The sequence below is a fragment of the Streptomyces argenteolus genome (assembly GCF_042902585.1).
GTDB lineage: Bacteria > Actinomycetota > Actinomycetes > Streptomycetales > Streptomycetaceae > Streptomyces > Streptomyces argenteolus.
The window spans coordinates 862021-878563 of sequence record NZ_JBIBEG010000001.1; the positions used below are offsets into that span (position 1 = coordinate 862021).

Consider the following 16543-nt stretch of genomic DNA (forward strand, 5'->3'; position numbering starts at 1 on the left):
GTGGGTGGGATGGTGCCGTTCGGCGCTCCCTGTCCCCGGAGGCGCCACCCGGTCCGCGCGGACCGTCGCACCCGGCAAGTCTCCCAGGACGGCCCGGCACGGTGCGGGCGACATCCGCGCAGTGGACGCGCGTGTTCCCGGCGTCCCGGCGTGTTTCCGCGCCGTTCGCCCTCTCCCGCCGGGGCGGACGGCCGCACCGAGCCCGTGCGGGCGGGCCGGCCGGGTGGCGAACCTCACAGCCGGGGATGGAGGGCCGTGAGGTCCGCGCCGTCCTCGTTCAGGCCGCCGCGTTCTCCGTGACGGTGACCTTCCCCTTGCGGATGGTCGCCACCCTCGGGGCCTTGCGGGCGAGTGAGCTGTCGTGGGTGACCATCACGAAGGTGAGGCCGTGCTCCTTCCACAGCCCGTCGAGGAGTTCCATGATCTCGTCGCGCATGGACTCGTCGAGGTTGCCGGTCGGCTCGTCGGCGAGCAGCACCTTCGGCCGCTTCACCAGGGCCCTGGCGATCGCGACGCGCTGCTGCTGGCCGCCGGACATCTCGCTCGGCAGGTGGGTGGGGCGGTCACCGAGGCCGACCGACTCCAGGGCCTCGGCGGCACGTTCCCTGCGGGCCTTCGCCCCGATGCCGAGCGGGACGAGCGCGGTCTCGACGTTCTCCTGCGCGGTGAGCGTCGGGATCAGGTTGAAGCTCTGGAAGACGAAGCCGATGGACTCGGCCCGGACCTTGGTGAGCCGGGACTCGGGCAGCCTGGCCAGGTCGACGCCGTCGAGCTCGATGGTGCCGGAGGTGGGCCGGTCCAGTCCGCCGAGCATCTGCAGGAGCGTGGACTTGCCCCCGCCGGTGGGGCCCTGGATGACGAGCCGTCCGCCGTCCTCGATGGTCAGGTCGACGCCGGCGAGCGCGTCGACGGGGGTCTTGCCGCGCAGGTAGCGCTTGGTGACGCCCTTGAGCTGGTACACGTGTGGACTCCTGCTGTACGTACGGAGGGGGAGGGGCGGGGCGGGTGTCACGCGACGCGGCGCAGCGCGTCGGCCGGCCGCAGCCGGGAGGCCCGCCAGCCGCCGAAGGCTCCCGCGATCAGTCCGCCCGCGACGGCCAGGCCGACGGCGACGAGGATCGTGCCGAGGGAGACCGGCGCGGTCAGGGCGATGTCGAGGGTCTTGGCCGCGGTCTGGCGGCCGGGGCCGCCGCCCATCGGGCCGCCGCCGCCCATGCCGCCGCCCGCGCCGGTGGAGCCGAGCTGTGCGGTGAGGGTGGGGCTGATGGCGGTCACGGCGTAGGCGCCCGCGAGGCCGACGGCGATGCCGAGGACGCCGCCCATCAGTCCGTTGACGAGGGCCTCGCCGACGACCTGGCGGGTGACGCGTCCGCTCTTCCAGCCGAGGGCCTTGAGGGTGCCGAACTCGCGGACCCGGCGGCTGACCGCGGAGGAGGTCAGCAGGCCGGCGACGAGGAACGCGGCGACCAGGACGGCGACGGAGAGCCACCTGCCGACACTGGAGGCCAGGCCGGAGGCAGTGGAGAGCGAGCCGGAGACCGTGTCGGCCAGGTCGGCCGAGGTGGTGACCGTCGTGCCGGAGATGTTCTTCTGGATGGCGGCCTTGACGGTGTCGATCTGCTGCGAGTCGGCGGCCTGGACGTAGACCGTGGTGACCTTGTCCTTCGAGTCCGCGACGGTCTGCGCCTGCTTCAGCGGGATGTAGACGTCGGCCGCCGCGTCACCGCTGTCCGCGGTGGAGACGCCGACGATCTCGTACGTGGTGCCGGAGACGGTGACGGTCTTGCCGACCGCGAGTTCCTTCTCCGCGGCGTAGGCCGAGTCGACGACCGCCACCTTCGCGTCGGTCTCGGAGGCCTTGAACGTCCGGCCCTTGGTGATCTTGGAGGAGGTCAGCGGGCCGAGGCCCTGCTGGGTGACGTCGGTGCCGTACACGGTGAACGAGTTGACGTCGAAGGACGCGCCGCCGCCCCGGACCTCACCCTGCGGCTGGCCCCCGCCCTGGCCGCCGCCGGGTCCGCCGCCCTGCCCCGCGCTCCCGTCCTGCTCGAACTGGCCTCGGGTGAACTGCCCGTCGACCTTCATGACGGTCAGACTGAGCCCGCCGACCGCGTCGGCGACGCCGGACTGCTCGCCCACCTTGTCGACGGTGCTGGAGGCCAGCGTCTGGAAGCCCTGGACCATGACCCGGTCGGTGCTCTGGGTCTCGTCCTCGTCGTCCTGGGCGTCGAACTCGAAGCGGGGCCGCTCGGTGCCGACGGCGCCCGGGGCGGCTGCGGCCTTGGTCACCGTCATGTCCGTGCCCAGGCCGTACAGCGACTGGAGGACCTTGTCCTGGGCCGTGCTCATGCCCGAGGAGACGGAGCTGACGATGATGACCAGCGCGATGCCGAGGGCGAGCCCCGAGGCGACGACGAGCGACGCCTTTCTGCGGCGGCGCAGCTCGCGCCTGAGGTAGGTGAAGAACATGGCGCGAAGATATGGACCGGGCGTGATGAGGAGATAAGTGCCTGATGAGAGCCGTATGAGAAGGCGAACGCCGAAGGCGGCGGCACCCTTTCGTGAGGGCACCGCCGCCTTCGGGCGGGGAGGGGACTGGCTACGGGATCAGGAGCCGGCCGTCCACTCCGCCCAGCTCATGTTCCAGCCGTTGAGGCCGTTGTCCGGGGCGATGGTCTTGTCCGGGGAGTTCTTGACGATGACCACGTCGCCGATCATGGAGTTGTCGTACAGCCAGGCGGCGGGCGTGTTGGGGTCGTCCGCGCCCTGGGTGTCGGAGAGACCGACACAGCCGTGGCTGGTGTTCGCGCTGCCGAAGATCGACTTGGCGCCCCAGTAGTTGCCGTGGATGAAGGTGCCCGACGTGGACAGCCGCATGGCGTGCGGCACGTCCTTGATGTCGTACTCGCCCTTGCCGTCGTCGTCCGTGAAGCCGACGGTCGCACCGTCCATACGGGTCTCCTTGAACTTCTCGGAGATCACCATCTGGCCGTTGTACGTCGGGTTCTCGGAGGATCCGGCGGAGATCGGAATGGTCTTGACCGTCTTGCCGTCCCGGGTGACGGTCATGGTCTTCGCCTTGGCGTCCACGGTCGAGACCTGGTTGCGGCCGATCTTGAAGGTGACCGTCTTCTGCTGCACGCCCACGACGCCGTCGGCACCCTCGACGCCGTCCAGCGCGAGCTTCAGCGTGACGGTGGAGCCGCCCTGCCAGTAGTCCTCGGGGCGCAGGTCGAGACGCTGGTTGTTGAACCAGTGGCCGACGACCTCCTGGCCGCTGCTCGACGTCACGGTGATGCCGTCCTGGACGGCCTTCTTGTTCGTGATCGCCTTGTTGAAGTTGATCGAGACGGGCATGCCCACGCCGACGGTGGAGCCGTCCTCGGGGGTGAAGTTCCCGATGAAGCTGTTCTCGGGCGAGACCGTGGTGAAGGAGCTGTTGGCGTGCGCCTCACGGCCGTCCGAGTCGGCGGCGGTGGCGCTGATCTTGTACGTCGTCGAGCGCTCCAGCTGGCCGCTGGGCTTCCAGCTGGAACCGTCGGCCGCGAGGGTGCCCTCGACGGTGTCGCCGGCCGACGTGGTCATGGTGACCTCGGTCAGCTTGCCCTTGGCGACGGTGACGATCGCGGCGTTGTTGATGCTCGCGTTGGTCGCACCGTTCTTCGGCGCGATCGTTATCTGCGCCTCGGAGGCGTCCTTGGCCGCGGCCTCGTCCACCTGCGCCTGTGACGTCTTCGAGCTGTCGGCACTGGCGCCCGGGTTCGTACCGCCGTCGTCGCTGCAGGCCGAAAGCACCAGCACGCCGCCGAGCAGTGCGGACGCGGCCATCAGGCCCCTGCGCCGCTTGCTGTCCGTCATCACACGCTTCTCCATCGTTGCCGATTCCCCAAGATCCCCGGACAGGGTCGCCCGACGGCGACTCCCCGTCAATGTTCCAAGAACACCCTGACCGGGTGTTCCGTTCCACATCCGGCGTGGATGTGGGGAACACCACTGATCGACGCGCCTGCGGGCGCGCTGGTTCCCGTCACCCGTGAGGAGGGCCCCGCGGGCGTCAGCGTTCCGTTTTTCCGCCGCCTTCTTCGTCGTCGGTCTCATTGTCCTCGATCCCGTAGTACGCCTCGTCGCCGTCCTCTCCGGCTGCCCAGTCCTCGGCGTCGGGGTCGTAGTCGATGGTCTCGCTGCTCCAGGAGGCCTGGGCGAGCTCGACGCCGGGCACCTGGCTGATCAGGTCGAACGGGTCGATCAGCGAGGCGAGGGCCTCCGCTCCGTCTGCCCTGACCGTCTCCTCGGCATGCGTGCGTTCCTCGGCCGACTCCTCGGCGGAGGCCCCGCCGGCGGTGAAGTCGGCGGCGATGCTCTCCAGTGCGGTTCCGGTCAGGGCGTCCGCGTCGCTGATCTCCAGGACCATCTCCACGCGAAGCCGAACAAATGAGGGTGTCTTCGAAGTGCTCATACGCCGGAGCGTAAGGCCCCCGGGACCTGTGGGTTTCCTCCGACCCGCTGCTTTGCTTAGCATCGGCGCGGGGGGCTAACTGACGGCTGTCGCAAGGGGATCGATTCTGTGTCCATCGCTCGTCGCACGCTGCTGACCACCACAGCGGCAGGCACCCTGCTCTGCGCTCTCTGGTTCGTCCCCTCCGCGAAGGCGACCGGCGGGACGGCACCGCAGAGCGGTTCCACCGACGTGTCCGCCGGTCTCACCGGCCAGGCCCGACAGGCCTCCGCCGCAGGGGAGTTCACCTCCGGCGAGAGGCTCGCCGACACCGGGGCGGGCGTCGACACGACTCCGTACCTCATCGGTGGCACGGCCTCACTGTGCGTCGGTGCGGGGTTCGTCGTGTATGCGATACGCCGGGGCTCCGTACCGGGCCCCGGACTCTGAACGGCGGGAGGGTCGCCGCGTCCCCGGACGCGGCGGCCCTCCCGTGCGTGCGGCCTTCAGTCCAGCGGGCCGGTCACCGCCTCCACGGCCGCGACGAGCTTCCCCTCCCGTACGAAGGCGTCGCAGGCGGCCAGGTCCGGGGAGAGGAAACGGTCCGGGCCGGGCCCCTGGACCCCCGCCGCCCGCAACGCCTCGATGGCGGCGAGCGAGGCGGGCCCGGGCGTCAGTCCCTCGGCGGCGCGCAGTTCGACGGCGCGAGTGGCGGCGTAGAGCTCGACGGCCACGATCCGCGCGAGGGCGGTGACGGAGGTGCGGAGCTTGCGCGCCGCCGACCAGCCCATGGAGACGTGGTCCTCCTGCATCGCGGAGGAGGGGATCGAGTCGACGGAGGCCGGGGCCGCGAGCCGCTTCATCTCGCTCACCAGCGCGGCCTGGGTGTACTGGGCGATCATCAGTCCCGAGTCCACCCCTGCGTCCTCGGCGAGGAACGGCGGCAGCCCGTGCGAGCGGTTCTTGTCCAGCAGCCGGTCGGTGCGGCGCTCGGTGATCGATCCGAGGTCCGCGGCGGCGATCGCCAGGAAGTCGAGGACGTACGCCACCGGCGCCCCGTGGAAGTTGCCGTTGGACTCCACGCGCCCTTCCCCGCTCCCGGCTCCGGTCGAGGTGCCCGCGTGCAGGACGACCGGGTTGTCCACCGCCGAGGCGAGTTCGCGGTCCGCGACGAGGCGGCCGTGCGCGAGGGTGTCGCGCCCGGCGCCGTTGACCTGGGGGGCGCAGCGCACGGAGTAGGCGTCCTGGACCCGGGGGGCGGCGTCCTGGTGATGGCCGGTCAGGCCGGACCCGGCGAGCACCCGCAGCATGTTGGCGGCGGAGACGCCCTGGCCGGGGTGCGGGCGGATGGCGTGCAGTTCCGGGGCGAGGACCCGGTCCGTGCCCAGCAGCGCTTCCAGGGAGAGCGCGGCGGTGATGTCGGCGCTGGTGTAGAGGGCCTCGAGGTCCGCGAGGGCCATCACGAGCATGCCGAGCATGCCGTCGGTGCCGTTGAGGAGGGCGAGCCCTTCCTTCTCCCGCAGTTCGACGGGCGCGATGCCGTGCGCGGCAAGGAGCTCGGCGGCGGGGCGCACGACGCCGTCGGGCCCCTCCGCGTCCCCCTCGCCCATGAGGGTCAGCGCGCAGTGCGAGAGGGGGGCGAGGTCTCCGGAGCAGCCGAGCGAGCCGTATTCGTGGACGACGGGCGTGATGCCCGCGTTGAGCACGTCGGCCATGGTCTGCGCGACCTCGGGGCGTACGCCGGTGTGGCCGGAGGCGAGCGTCTTCAGCCGGAGGAACATCAGCGCGCGGACGACCTCGCGCTCGACGTGCGGCCCCATGCCGGCGGCGTGGGAGCGGACGATGTTGCGCTGGAGCTGGGCCCGCAGCCCGGGACTGATGTGCCGGCTGGCCAGGGCGCCGAACCCGGTGGAGACGCCGTAGACCGGCTCGGGCTTGGCGGCGAGGGCGTCGACGATCTCCCGGGCGGCGGAGAGCGCCTGGACGGCGGCCTCGGAGAGCTCGACCCGGGCACCCTGGCGGGCCACGGCGATGACGTCCTCGGCAGTGGTACCGGACGTCCCCACCACGACTGTATGCATATCCATATTCAGAAGCCTACGGACTGAAACCCGCCATGTCACCAGTGGTCGGCGGCTTGACCCCTTACCGATCGCCACCAGGCGGGTTGCCGCGCAGCCGCCGGCGGTCGTGGGCGGGGCGCGGCGGGGAGTCGGCGAGCCGGATCACGTCGCCGTCGCGCCCCGCGACCACCGGTTTGCGGGAGTGTGCCGCCTTCGCCTGGTACTGAGCGGCGTCCGCCAGCCGGAAGAGCCTGCGCGCGGACTGGACCGGGCCGATCTCGTCACCGGTGGACGCGACCCCGCAGGCGACCCCGTCACCGAGCTCCAGGGCCACGGCCCGCGCACAGAGCTCCTCGGCCACCCGCACGACGTCGTCCGCGGAGGGCCCCACGGTCAGCAGGCAGAACTCGTCTCCGCCCAGACGCGCGGACAGGGCGCCGGGGAGCATCGCACCGCAGAGCGAGAGCACGGAGCCGAAACGTTCCAGCAGCCGGTCGCCGACGGCGTGCCCGTGCGTGTCGTTGACCGACTTCAGGCCGTTGAGATCGCAGACCGCCAGGCTGACCACGGCCCCCTCGGAGCGGTGCAGCTCGAGTGCCTCGTCCAGCCGGATGTCGACGGCCCTGCGGTTCGCGAGGCCGGTCAGCGGATCGGTGAAGGCCAGCTTGCGCACCTCCTCCAGCCGCTCGGTCTGCGCGATGCCCGCCGCCACGACGGCGGCCAGCACGGTCGCGAAGTCCGCGTCGTCCCGGTCGAACACCGGGACGCCCGCGGGCCGGGCCACGTACAGCTCGCCCCAGGCCCTGCCGTGCAGCACGATCGGCGCCACCACGCAACAGCCCCGCCCGCGCCTGCGGAGCGCCGCCACGCGCTGATGGCAGAAGGGGCGGGCGCCCCGGGCGGGGGCCCCGGGGGCGTGACTGCCGTCGGCGGTCTCCACCCAGGCGTCGGGCTCACCCCCGCCCGCCCAGCGCTCGTGCAGGAACTCGGTGATCTCGGGGAACTGATGGACGGGGTAGGCCTCGCTCTCGGGGAACTCCTCCTCCCCCTCGGCCCGCTCCCCCGCGTTCACCAGCACGCGCAGCCTGCCCTGCTCCCGCTCCCACACGGACAGGGCGGCGAAGCTGCCGCCCAGCGCCTCGCACGCCCCTACCGCCGCGGCGTACCAGGACTCACGCGGGGTGTAGGCCGCCGCCATCGCCTGCGCCAGCGCCACCACGGCGCGCAACCGTGCATCATCACCGCCCATTGCCCCAGCTTAGGGAGGTTTGCAGCGAAGTGATCAGTCGGCGGCGCTGATGATCTTCCGTACGTCACTCGCCGGGCCAGTCGGGCTTCCGCTTCTCGTTGAACGCGGCCACGCCCTCGGCCCGGTCCCCGGAGAAGGCCACCGACCTCCAGGCCGCGTCCTCCACCTCCAGACCGGCCCGCAGGTCCAGTCCCTGCCCCAGCCGCAGGGCACGCTTGGCGGCCCGGAGTCCCACCGGGGAATTCGCCGCGATCCGGCCCGCCAGGGCCAGAGCGGCCTCCCGGTCCTCCCCGGCCTCGACCAGCTCGTCGACCAGGCCCAGCTCGCGCGCCTCGGCCGCCTCCACACGGCGGGCGCTGAAGACCAGCTCGGCCGCACGCGCCGCGCCGACCCTGCGGGGCAGCAGCTGCGTACCGCCGCCGCCCGGGATGACCCCGACCGACACCTCGGGCAGGCCGACCACAGCCGTGCGGTCGGCCACGATCACGTCGCAGGCCAGCGCGAGCTCGAAGCCACCGCCGAGGGCGAAGCCGTGCACCGCGGCGACGACCGGCATCGGCAGCTCCAGCACGCCCGTGTAGGCGGCCCGTGCGGTGGGCCGCTGGCGGACGAGTTCCGCGTCGCTGAAGGAGTTCCGCTCCTTGAGGTCCGCGCCGACGCAGAAGGCGCGCTCGTGACTGGAGGTGAGCACCGTCGCCCGCACCCCCCGGTCGGCCCCGAGCGCGTCACACGCCTCGGCGAGGGCGCGCGCCATGGCCGTACTCACGGCGTTCATCGCCTTCGGCCGGTCGAGCACCAGCTCGGCCACGTGCTCCTGGCCCTCGTGACGCCGCACGACGACGAACTCCCCGAACCTCTGCTCGGACGTGACACCCATGACTGCACCCCTCCGGTTAACGAGCGTTACCCGGGATCCTAGGCGCGAGCGGCCCGCCGGGGCAGTGCCCGGGCCCACGCCGACGGGCCGGACGGGCGGGGCAAGGGCGCGGGCGGGGAGGGGAAGGGAAGGCAATGGACAGCCGGGCCCGGGCCGGGCCCACCGAGCAGCGCGGCGTCGCGAGGCGCCAAGGCCCACCACCGGCCGGGTCAGGTGGCGGGCTTGCCCCGGCGGGCCAGGAGCCACGGCTCCACGACGCCCAGCCCTCGCACCGGCCGCTGCCACATCGGCTGCAGCCCGAAGCGGTACGTCGGCAGCGGCGGCTCCTCGACCGGCGCCCTGCCCTCCTTCTCGGCCAGCCGCGCCCGCTCCGCGGCGGCTGCGGCCTCCTCGGCCGCCTGCGCCTCGGAGGCGGGGGCGTCGCCGTGCCTGATCAGCTCCTCGGCGAAGGCGCCGTCCACCAGCACCGCGTCCTTGGGCGCTATCGACGTGAGCCGGCTGGCCAGGTTCACCGTCGTGCCGAACACGTCGCCCATGCGCGTGGTGACCGTGCCGAAGGCGATGCCCACCCGCAGCGCGGGCATCGTGGTGTCCTGGGCCATCGCCTCGACCAGCCGGAGCGCTATCTCACCGGCCGTGCCCGCGTCGTCCGCCGCGAAGAGGACCTCGTCGCCCAGGGTCTTGATGAGCCGCCCGCCGTGGGCGGCGACCAGGTCGGCGGAGGTCGTCTCGAAGGACTCGACCAGCTCGCCGAGCTCCTCCTCCTCCAGCCGGCGCGTCAGCCGGGTGAAGCCGACGAGGTCCGCGAAGCCCACCGCGAGCCGCCGGTCGACCATCTCCTCGTCGTCCGCGGCCTGCACGACCCGCCCCGTGGCCGCGGCCAGCTGCCGCCGCCACACGTAGACCAGGAACTCCTGGAGCTCCGGCAGGAGCAGCTCGATCAGGGGGTACGTGACCTCGGTGCGGGTCATGCCGGGCTCGGGGGGCTCGGTCAGCCCCTCCAGGAAGGAGTCGATCTGCCACTCCGCCAGCCGGGCGGTCGTCTGCCCGGTGGACCGGGCCACCTGGATCGCCATCGGCTCACTGAGCAGGCCGGCCTCCACGAGACCGGCGAGGCGGCGCAGCGCCAGCACGTCGGCCTCGGTGAGCGCCTTGGCCTGCCCGATGTCGGCGAATCCCATGGCCCGCCAGAACCGCGAGGCCAGGTCCATGGAGACCCCGGCGGCCCGGGCCGACTGGAACGGTGTGTAGCGGCGGTCGGCCCCCAGGATCAGGGCTTCCAGCCGGATCGCGAGAGGGTCGTCGGTCGGTTCGGCCGTGTGGTCGACCTCGTGGTGCGGGGTCGAGTGGACCGACGGCCCCGACGAGGGCTCCGCGCCGTCGTCGGAGTTGGTGTCGTCGACGGTCACCGGCCGCCTCCTGCCCGTTCCCTGCGCACTGCCCTGCCGATCTGTCGCTGGATCGCCTCAACGATACGGCAGGTGTGCCCTGGCTCACGTCCCTGGTGGCGCGGTTCCCGGTCCGTCATACGTGACATCACCCGTATGTGGGGGAGGGTGCCGGATCAGGTCAGTCCGCCCCCCTCGCCGCGCAGGTGCACGATGTCACCGGCCGACACCGGTTCCTGGAGTCCCTCGGCCGTGGCCAGCACGAGCCGTCCGTCGCCGTCGATGGCGACGGCCTCGCCGACGACGGACCGGTCGCCGGGCAGCTCCGCCCGCACCGTCCGGTCGAGCGTGGCGCAGCCCGCCGCGTAGGCCGCCTGGAGGCCGCTCTCGGCGGCGTCGCCGCCCGCTGCTCGCCACTGCCCGTACCACTGTTCGAGTGAACGCAGGACGGCCCGCAGCAGGGTCTCGCGGTCGGTGGACACCGCCCCGGCGAGTGCCAGCGAACCGGCGTGCGGCGCGGGGAGCTCGGCCGCGCGCAACGAGACGTTGAGGCCGATGCCGATGACGACGCCCTCCCCCGCCCGCTCGGCGAGGATGCCGCCGGTCTTGCGTTCCTCGCCGGCGATGGTGACCAGGAGGTCGTTGGGCCATTTCAGTGCCATGTCGACCCCGGCGGACTGCGCGAGGCCCGTGGCCGCGGCGACGCCGGTGAGCAGCGGCAGCCAGCCCCACCGCTCGACGGGCACGTCGCCCGGGGTCAGATGGACGGAGAGGAAGAGACCCGACCGGGGCGGCGCCGACCAGGTCCGGTCGAGGCGCCCGCGCCCCGCGGTCTGCTCCTCCGCGACCAGCACCGCCCCCTCCGCCAGCCCTCCGCCGGCGGCCCGTGCCGCCAGGTCGGAGTTGGTGGAGCCGGTCGTCTCGACGACGTCGAGGGAGCTCCACAGCCCGTCCGGCCTCAGCAGCCCGCGGCGGAGGGCCGCGAGGTTGAGGGGCGGCCTGTCGAGGTCCGACCAGCGGTTGTGCGGCGTATCGGGAGGTGTCATGCAACCCACATTAGGTGTGGCCAACGACGCACTGCCGAACCGTATGCGCGCCGATACGCTACGGATCAGTAGCAAGAAGCCGACGAGCAGGTAGCCGTCGAGCACATACCGGTCCAGCGCGTCACTCGACGTACCGGATGTACCAGCCGTCCCCGTGACCAGGCAGGGAGCCGCCACCCGATGTCCGAGCCGCAGAGCGACATCCACACGACCGCGGGAAAGATCGCGGACCTGCAGCGCCGTATCGACGAGGCCACACACGCAGGTTCCGCCCGGGCCGTGGAAAAGCAGCACGCAAAGGGCAAGTTGACCGCCCGTGAGCGCGTCGAGCTCCTGCTCGACGAGGGTTCCTTCGTGGAGCTCGACGAGTTCGCGCGGCATCGGTCCACCAATTTCGGCATCGAGAAGAACCGCCCGTACGGGGACGGTGTCGTCACCGGCTACGGCACGGTCGACGGCCGTCCCGTGTGCGTGTACTCGCAGGACTTCACGATCTTCGGGGGCTCGCTCGGCGAGGTCTACGGCGAGAAGATCGTCAAGGTCATGGACTTCGCGATGAAGACCGGCTGCCCGGTCATCGGCATCAACGACGGCGGCGGCGCCCGCATCCAGGAGGGTGTGGCCGCGCTCGGCCTGTTCGCCGAGATCTTCCGCCGCAACGTGCACGCCTCGGGTGTCGTCCCGCAGATCTCCCTGATCGTCGGGCCGTGCGCGGGCGGTGCCGTCTACTCCCCCGCGATCACCGACTTCACGGTGATGGTCGACCAGACCTCGCACATGTTCATCACCGGGCCCGACGTCATCAAGACGGTCACCGGTGAGGACGTCGGCTTCGAGGAGCTGGGCGGCGCCCGCACGCACAACACCACGTCCGGCGTGGCCCATCACATGGCGGGCGACGAGAAGGACGCCATCGAGTACGTCAAGTCCCTGCTGTCCTACCTCCCGTCGAACAACCTCTCCGAGGCCCCGGCCTTCCCCGAGGAGGCCGACCTGGGGACCACGGACGAGGACCGCGAGCTCGACACCCTCATCCCGGACTCGGCGAACCAGCCGTACGACATGCACACCACGATCGAGCACGTGCTCGACGACGGGGAGTTCCTGGAGACCCAGGCCCTGTTCGCGCCGAACATCATCACCGGATTCGGGCGCGTCGAGGGCTATCCGGTCGGCATCGTCGCCAACCAGCCGATGCAGTTCGCCGGCTGTCTCGACATCGACGCGAGCGAGAAGGCCGCCCGCTTCGTCCGCACGTGCGACGCGTTCAACGTGCCGGTGCTCACCTTCGTCGACGTGCCCGGCTTCCTGCCCGGCGTCGACCAGGAGTACGGCGGCATCATCCGCCGCGGCGCCAAGCTGATCTACGCGTACGCCGAGGCGACCGTCCCGCTGATCACCGTGATCACCCGCAAGGCCTTCGGCGGCGCGTACGACGTCATGGGGTCCAAGCACCTGGGTGCCGACCTGAACCTCGCCTGGCCGACCGCGCAGATCGCGGTCATGGGCGCGCAGGGCGCGGTGAACATCCTGCACCGGCGGACGATCGCCGCCGCCGAGGACCCCGACGCCACCCGCGCCGAGCTGATGGCCGACTACGAGGACGCGCTGCTCAACCCCTACGTCGCGGCCGAGCGCGGATACGTCGACGCGGTGATCATGCCGTCCGACACCCGGGCACACCTGGTGAAGGGCCTGCGCCAGCTCCGTACGAAGCGCGAGTCGCTGCCGCCCAAGAAGCACGGCAACATCCCCCTCTAGCCACCGGGAGTCACCATGATCAAGGTCGTACGGGGCAATCCGACCCCGGAGGAGCTCGCCGCCGCGCTCGCGGTGGTCCGGGCGCGCGCCGCCGCGGTGGCCGTCGTCCCGTCGGGGGCGCCGCTGCCGCCCGAGCAGTGGTCGGACCCGGGGCGGATCGCCCGCCGGGGCGCGCTGCGGCCGGGGCCCCGCTCGTGGGCACGAACGTACTGGCCGTCCTGAGGCGGAGCGGTGAACGGCGCTTGAGTACGCGTACTCAGGCGCCGCAGCCGTGCCGGGAGCACCATCGGAAGCATGCTGTGGTCCGACCCCGAGAACAAGCCGCCCGAGGAACTGCGCGACGCCCAGGCCATGCTGCGCCGCGCGGGGCTGCTGCTCGCGCTCGCCATGGTCGTGGCGATGTTCGTCCTGGGCATCCGCTGAGGCGCCCGGCCCCGCCTACGATGGCCGGTATGACTGATCAGCGCCGCCTCGTGCTCGCCTCCGCGTCCCCCGCCCGCCTCGGCCTCCTGCGCCAGGCCGGTTTCGCCCCCGAGGTGATCGTCAGCGGTGTGGACGAGGACGCGATCGGCGCGCCGACCCCGGCCGCGCTGGCGCTCGTCCTGGCCGAGGCCAAGGCCGCCGCCGTCGCGGCCCGCCCCGAGGCCGCGGGCGCGCTCGTCATCGGTTGCGACTCGGTGCTGGAGCTGGACGGCGAGGCGTTCGGCAAGCCGGCCGACGCCGAGGAGGCCACCGCCCGCTGGAAGTCCATGCGCGGCAGGTCGGGGATCCTGCGGACGGGGCACAGCGTCGTCGACACGGCGACCGGCCGTACGGCGTCCGAGACCGCGTCCACCGTCGTCAGGTTCGGGGAGCCCACCGACGCCGAGGTGGCGGCCTACGTCGCCTCGGGCGAGCCCCTCCACGTCGCCGGGGCGTTCACCCTGGACGGCCGCTCGGCGCCGTTCGTCGAGGCGATCGAGGGCAGCCACGGGAACGTCATCGGTCTCTCGCTGCCGCTGCTGCGCCGGCTCCTGGGGGAACTGGGCTTCTCCGTCACCGACTTGTGGGTCTGACCGCCCTTCTGCAGGAACCTGCGGCCCGGCCGCGGCGCCGGCTCACACCGCCGCCGGCGCCCCTTCGGCGCCGGCCGTGGCGGGCCCGTCCCCGGCCGGCCCCGCGCGCTCGTACATCACCAGGGTCAGCACGATCAGCGCCAGGACGGCCATCAGGAAGGCGAAGGCCGCCCAGCCGAACAGCCCCACCGCGAGGGCGCCCAGCACGCCGTGCACGACCGCGCAGGCGATGAGGGCGATCCGCGCGACGCGGCCCGGGGAGCGGTCCCGTATCCCCGCCACCAGCGGTATCACCCCGCAGAGCACGAGCAGGACCCCGGACACCCCGCCCATCACCCAGGTCCCGGTGACCATGGCGTCGGGGTCCATCCCGGCCAGCGACATGCTCTGGTTGCCGGCCACCGTCGCGAGGACGCCGTTGACGAGCACGATGCCCACGGCCTCCACGAACAGCACGACCGCGGTCACGAACGCCACCGGTCTGCGCAGCACGGCGCCACCCCCTGTTACCTGTAGTACGTGCGATAGCGCGGACCCTACTAACCGGTAATGCTTCGGACAAGAGGGGGCGCACGGACGGCGCCGCCCCCGGGCGTGCGGCAAAGATTCTCTCGGCCGTTCGTAGGGAGTCCACAAAGAAACGCCGCGCGGCGTTGACCGTCCGGACAGAGACTTGGGCCACACTTCGTGGCTACTGTGCGGTTCAGGATCCCGGCGTACCGTGGTGCGACAAGGGATTTCGCGACTCGAGGAATCCTCGAATCACACTCCGTGTGGGCAAGTTCACTATTGGGGACGGGTCGTACGGCCGTGTCGGTAGTCCCTAAACTCAGCTTGTTCTCAAGGAGGGAGTCATCGTGCGCAAGGTGCTCATCGCCAACCGTGGCGAAATCGCTGTCCGCGTTGCTCGGGCTTGCCGGGATGCCGGAATCGCGAGCGTAGCCGTCTACGCCGATCCGGACCGGGATGCTCTGCATGTGCGCGCGGCCGACGAGGCGTTCGCTCTGGGCGGTGACACCCCGGCCGCCAGCTACCTGGACATGGCCAAGGTGCTCCAGGCCGCCAAGGATTCAGGGGCGGACGCGATCCACCCCGGTTACGGCTTCCTCTCGGAGAACGCCGAGTTCGCGCAGGCCGTGCTGGACGCCGGCCTGACGTGGATCGGCCCGCCCCCGCAGGCGATCCGGGACCTCGGCGACAAGGTGGCCGCCCGTCACATCGCGCAGCGCGCGGGCGCGCCGCTGGTGGCCGGCACGCCGGACCCGGTGAGCGGCTCGGCCGAGGTCGTGGAGTTCGCCGAGAAGAACGGCCTGCCGATCGCGATCAAGGCCGCGTTCGGCGGTGGCGGCCGTGGCCTGAAGGTGGCCCGCACGCTGGAGGAGATCCCGGAGCTGTACGACTCCGCGGTCCGCGAGGCCGTCGCGGCGTTCGGCCGGGGCGAGTGCTTCGTCGAGCGCTACCTCGACAAGCCGCGCCACGTGGAGACCCAGTGCCTGGCCGACTCCCACGGCAACGTGGTCGTCGTGTCCACCCGTGACTGCTCGCTCCAGCGCCGCCACCAGAAGCTGGTCGAGGAGGCGCCCGCGCCCTTCCTGACCGACGAGCAGAACGCGGAGCTGTACTCCGCGTCGAAGGCGATCCTCAAGGAAGCCGGCTACGTCGGCGCCGGCACGGTCGAGTTCCTGGTCGGCCTGGACGGCACGATCTCGTTCCTGGAGGTCAACACCCGCCTCCAGGTCGAGCACCCGGTCACGGAGGAGGTCTCCGGCCTGGACCTCGTGCGCGAGATGTTCCGCATCGCCGACGGCGAGGAGCTCGGCTACGGCGACCCGGCCGTGCGCGGCCACTCGTTCGAGTTCCGGATCAACGGCGAGGACCCGGGCCGCGGCTTCCTGCCGGCTCCGGGCACCGTCACCTCCTTCGCCCCGCCGAGCGGTCCGGGTGTCCGGCTGGACGCGGGTGTCGAGACGGGTTCGGTCATCGGCCCGGCGTGGGACTCCCTGCTGGCCAAGCTGATCGTGACCGGCGCGACCCGTGAGCAGGCCCTGCAGCGCGCGGCCCGTGCGCTGGCCGAGTTCCAGGTCGAGGGCATGGCCACGGCCATCCCGTTCCACCGCGCGGTCGTGGTCGACCCGGCGTTCACCTCGGACCCCTTCCGGGTGCACACTCGCTGGATCGAGACGGAGTTCGTCAACGAGATCAAGCCGTTCGCGGTGCCCGCGGACCTCGAGGCGGACGAGGAGTCCGGCCGCGAGACCGTCGTGGTCGAGGTCGGCGGCAAGCGCCTGGAGGTCTCGCTGCCCTCGTCGCTCGGCATGAGCCTGGCGCGTACGGGCCTGGCGGCCGGTGCGAAGCCGAAGCGCCGCGCGGCGAAGAAGGCCGGCAGCGCCGCCTCGGGCGACACCCTCGCCTCCCCGATGCAGGGCACGATCGTGAAGATCGCGGTCGAGGAGGGCCAGGAGGTCAAGGAGGGCGACCTCGTCGTCGTACTCGAAGCGATGAAGATGGAGCAGCCCCTCAACGCCCACCGCTCCGGCACGGTGAAGGGACTGTCGGCCGAGGTCGGCACGTCGGTCTCCTCCGGCGCGGTGATCTGCGAGATCAAGGACTGAGCGCACGTTCTTCTGCACTGGGGGCCCGGCACCTGCCGGGCCCCCAGTGGCATCCTG

Annotated in this window: 16 protein-coding genes; 6 read left to right on the forward strand and 10 right to left on the reverse strand. The window is 71.9% G+C overall.

The features are described 5' to 3' along the window. Positions 1 to 277: 277 nt before the first annotated feature. From ACFY8O_RS03785 to ACFY8O_RS03800, 4 genes are all read right to left on the reverse strand, one after another. Entirely contained in the window at positions 278 to 961 is a 684-nt protein-coding gene (locus ACFY8O_RS03785; RefSeq protein ID WP_145803753.1) for an ABC transporter ATP-binding protein, read from the reverse strand. A 47-nt stretch (positions 962 to 1008) separates the two neighbouring features. After that, entirely contained in the window at positions 1009 to 2469 is a 1461-nt protein-coding gene (locus ACFY8O_RS03790; RefSeq protein WP_387898498.1) for an ABC transporter permease, read from the reverse strand. A 138-nt stretch (positions 2470 to 2607) separates the two neighbouring features. Continuing rightward, entirely contained in the window at positions 2608 to 3873 is a 1266-nt protein-coding gene (locus tag ACFY8O_RS03795; RefSeq protein ID WP_145803755.1) for a L,D-transpeptidase, read from the reverse strand. A 181-nt stretch (positions 3874 to 4054) separates the two neighbouring features. Beyond that, a complete protein-coding gene (locus tag ACFY8O_RS03800) occupies positions 4055 to 4456 on the reverse strand; it encodes a hypothetical protein (RefSeq protein WP_387898501.1) in 402 nt (133 codons plus the stop codon). 108 nt (positions 4457 to 4564) lie between these two features. Between ACFY8O_RS03800 and ACFY8O_RS03805 the strand changes: the two genes are divergently transcribed. Further along, positions 4565 to 4885, forward strand: coding sequence for a hypothetical protein (locus ACFY8O_RS03805; RefSeq protein ID WP_387898504.1), 321 nt, complete (start codon positions 4565 to 4567; stop codon positions 4883 to 4885). A gap of 56 nt (positions 4886 to 4941) precedes the next feature. Here ACFY8O_RS03805 and hutH read toward each other — a convergent pair whose 3' ends face one another. From hutH to ACFY8O_RS03830, 5 genes are all read right to left on the reverse strand, one after another. Next, positions 4942 to 6516 carry a histidine ammonia-lyase gene (gene hutH / locus ACFY8O_RS03810; protein ID WP_387899556.1) on the reverse strand — a complete coding sequence of 525 codons (1575 nt, stop codon included), beginning with the start codon at positions 6514 to 6516 and terminating at the stop codon, positions 4942 to 4944. Positions 6517 to 6580: 64 nt separating this feature from the next. Further along, positions 6581 to 7747, reverse strand: a complete 1167-nt coding sequence (locus tag ACFY8O_RS03815; RefSeq protein WP_387898507.1) for a GGDEF domain-containing protein — start codon at positions 7745 to 7747, stop codon at positions 6581 to 6583. A gap of 64 nt (positions 7748 to 7811) precedes the next feature. Beyond that, positions 7812 to 8624 (reverse strand): enoyl-CoA hydratase/isomerase family protein, encoded by an 813-nt coding sequence (locus ACFY8O_RS03820; RefSeq protein ID WP_387898511.1) that lies wholly within the window; start codon positions 8622 to 8624, stop codon positions 7812 to 7814. A 209-nt stretch (positions 8625 to 8833) separates the two neighbouring features. Beyond that, entirely contained in the window at positions 8834 to 10033 is a 1200-nt protein-coding gene (locus ACFY8O_RS03825; RefSeq protein WP_145803761.1) for an adenylate/guanylate cyclase domain-containing protein, read from the reverse strand. 155 nt (positions 10034 to 10188) lie between these two features. Then, positions 10189 to 11058: a biotin--[acetyl-CoA-carboxylase] ligase gene (locus ACFY8O_RS03830; protein WP_387898514.1), complete on the reverse strand. Its 870-nt coding sequence runs from the start codon at positions 11056 to 11058 to the stop codon at positions 10189 to 10191. A 180-nt stretch (positions 11059 to 11238) separates the two neighbouring features. Between ACFY8O_RS03830 and ACFY8O_RS03835 the strand changes: the two genes are divergently transcribed. The 4 genes from ACFY8O_RS03835 (at position 11239) to ACFY8O_RS03850 (ending at position 13874) form a co-directional block, all read left to right on the forward strand. After that, a complete protein-coding gene (locus ACFY8O_RS03835; RefSeq protein WP_387898517.1) occupies positions 11239 to 12819 on the forward strand; it encodes an acyl-CoA carboxylase subunit beta in 1581 nt (526 codons plus the stop codon). Positions 12820 to 12834: 15 nt separating this feature from the next. After that, complete coding sequence (locus tag ACFY8O_RS03840) at positions 12835 to 13041, forward strand: acyl-CoA carboxylase subunit epsilon (RefSeq protein ID WP_145803765.1); 207 nt, start codon at positions 12835 to 12837, stop codon at positions 13039 to 13041. Positions 13042 to 13113: 72 nt separating this feature from the next. Continuing rightward, positions 13114 to 13242 (forward strand): morphogenic membrane protein MmpB, encoded by a 129-nt coding sequence (mmpB, locus tag ACFY8O_RS03845; RefSeq protein WP_387898520.1) that lies wholly within the window; start codon positions 13114 to 13116, stop codon positions 13240 to 13242. Between the two features lie 20 nt (positions 13243 to 13262). Further along, the gene (locus tag ACFY8O_RS03850) at positions 13263 to 13874 is read left to right on the forward strand and encodes a nucleoside triphosphate pyrophosphatase (RefSeq protein ID WP_208765966.1); all 612 of its coding nucleotides are present in this window, start codon (positions 13263 to 13265) and stop codon (positions 13872 to 13874) included. Between the two features lie 42 nt (positions 13875 to 13916). Here ACFY8O_RS03850 and ACFY8O_RS03855 read toward each other — a convergent pair whose 3' ends face one another. After that, positions 13917 to 14363, reverse strand: a complete 447-nt coding sequence (locus tag ACFY8O_RS03855; RefSeq protein ID WP_387899559.1) for a hypothetical protein — start codon at positions 14361 to 14363, stop codon at positions 13917 to 13919. 368 nt (positions 14364 to 14731) lie between these two features. On the opposite strand from ACFY8O_RS03855, the gene ACFY8O_RS03860 reads away from it, so the two are divergent. Then, positions 14732 to 16486, forward strand: coding sequence for an acetyl/propionyl/methylcrotonyl-CoA carboxylase subunit alpha (locus ACFY8O_RS03860; protein WP_387898524.1), 1755 nt, complete (start codon positions 14732 to 14734; stop codon positions 16484 to 16486). Positions 16487 to 16543 lie beyond the last annotated feature (57 nt).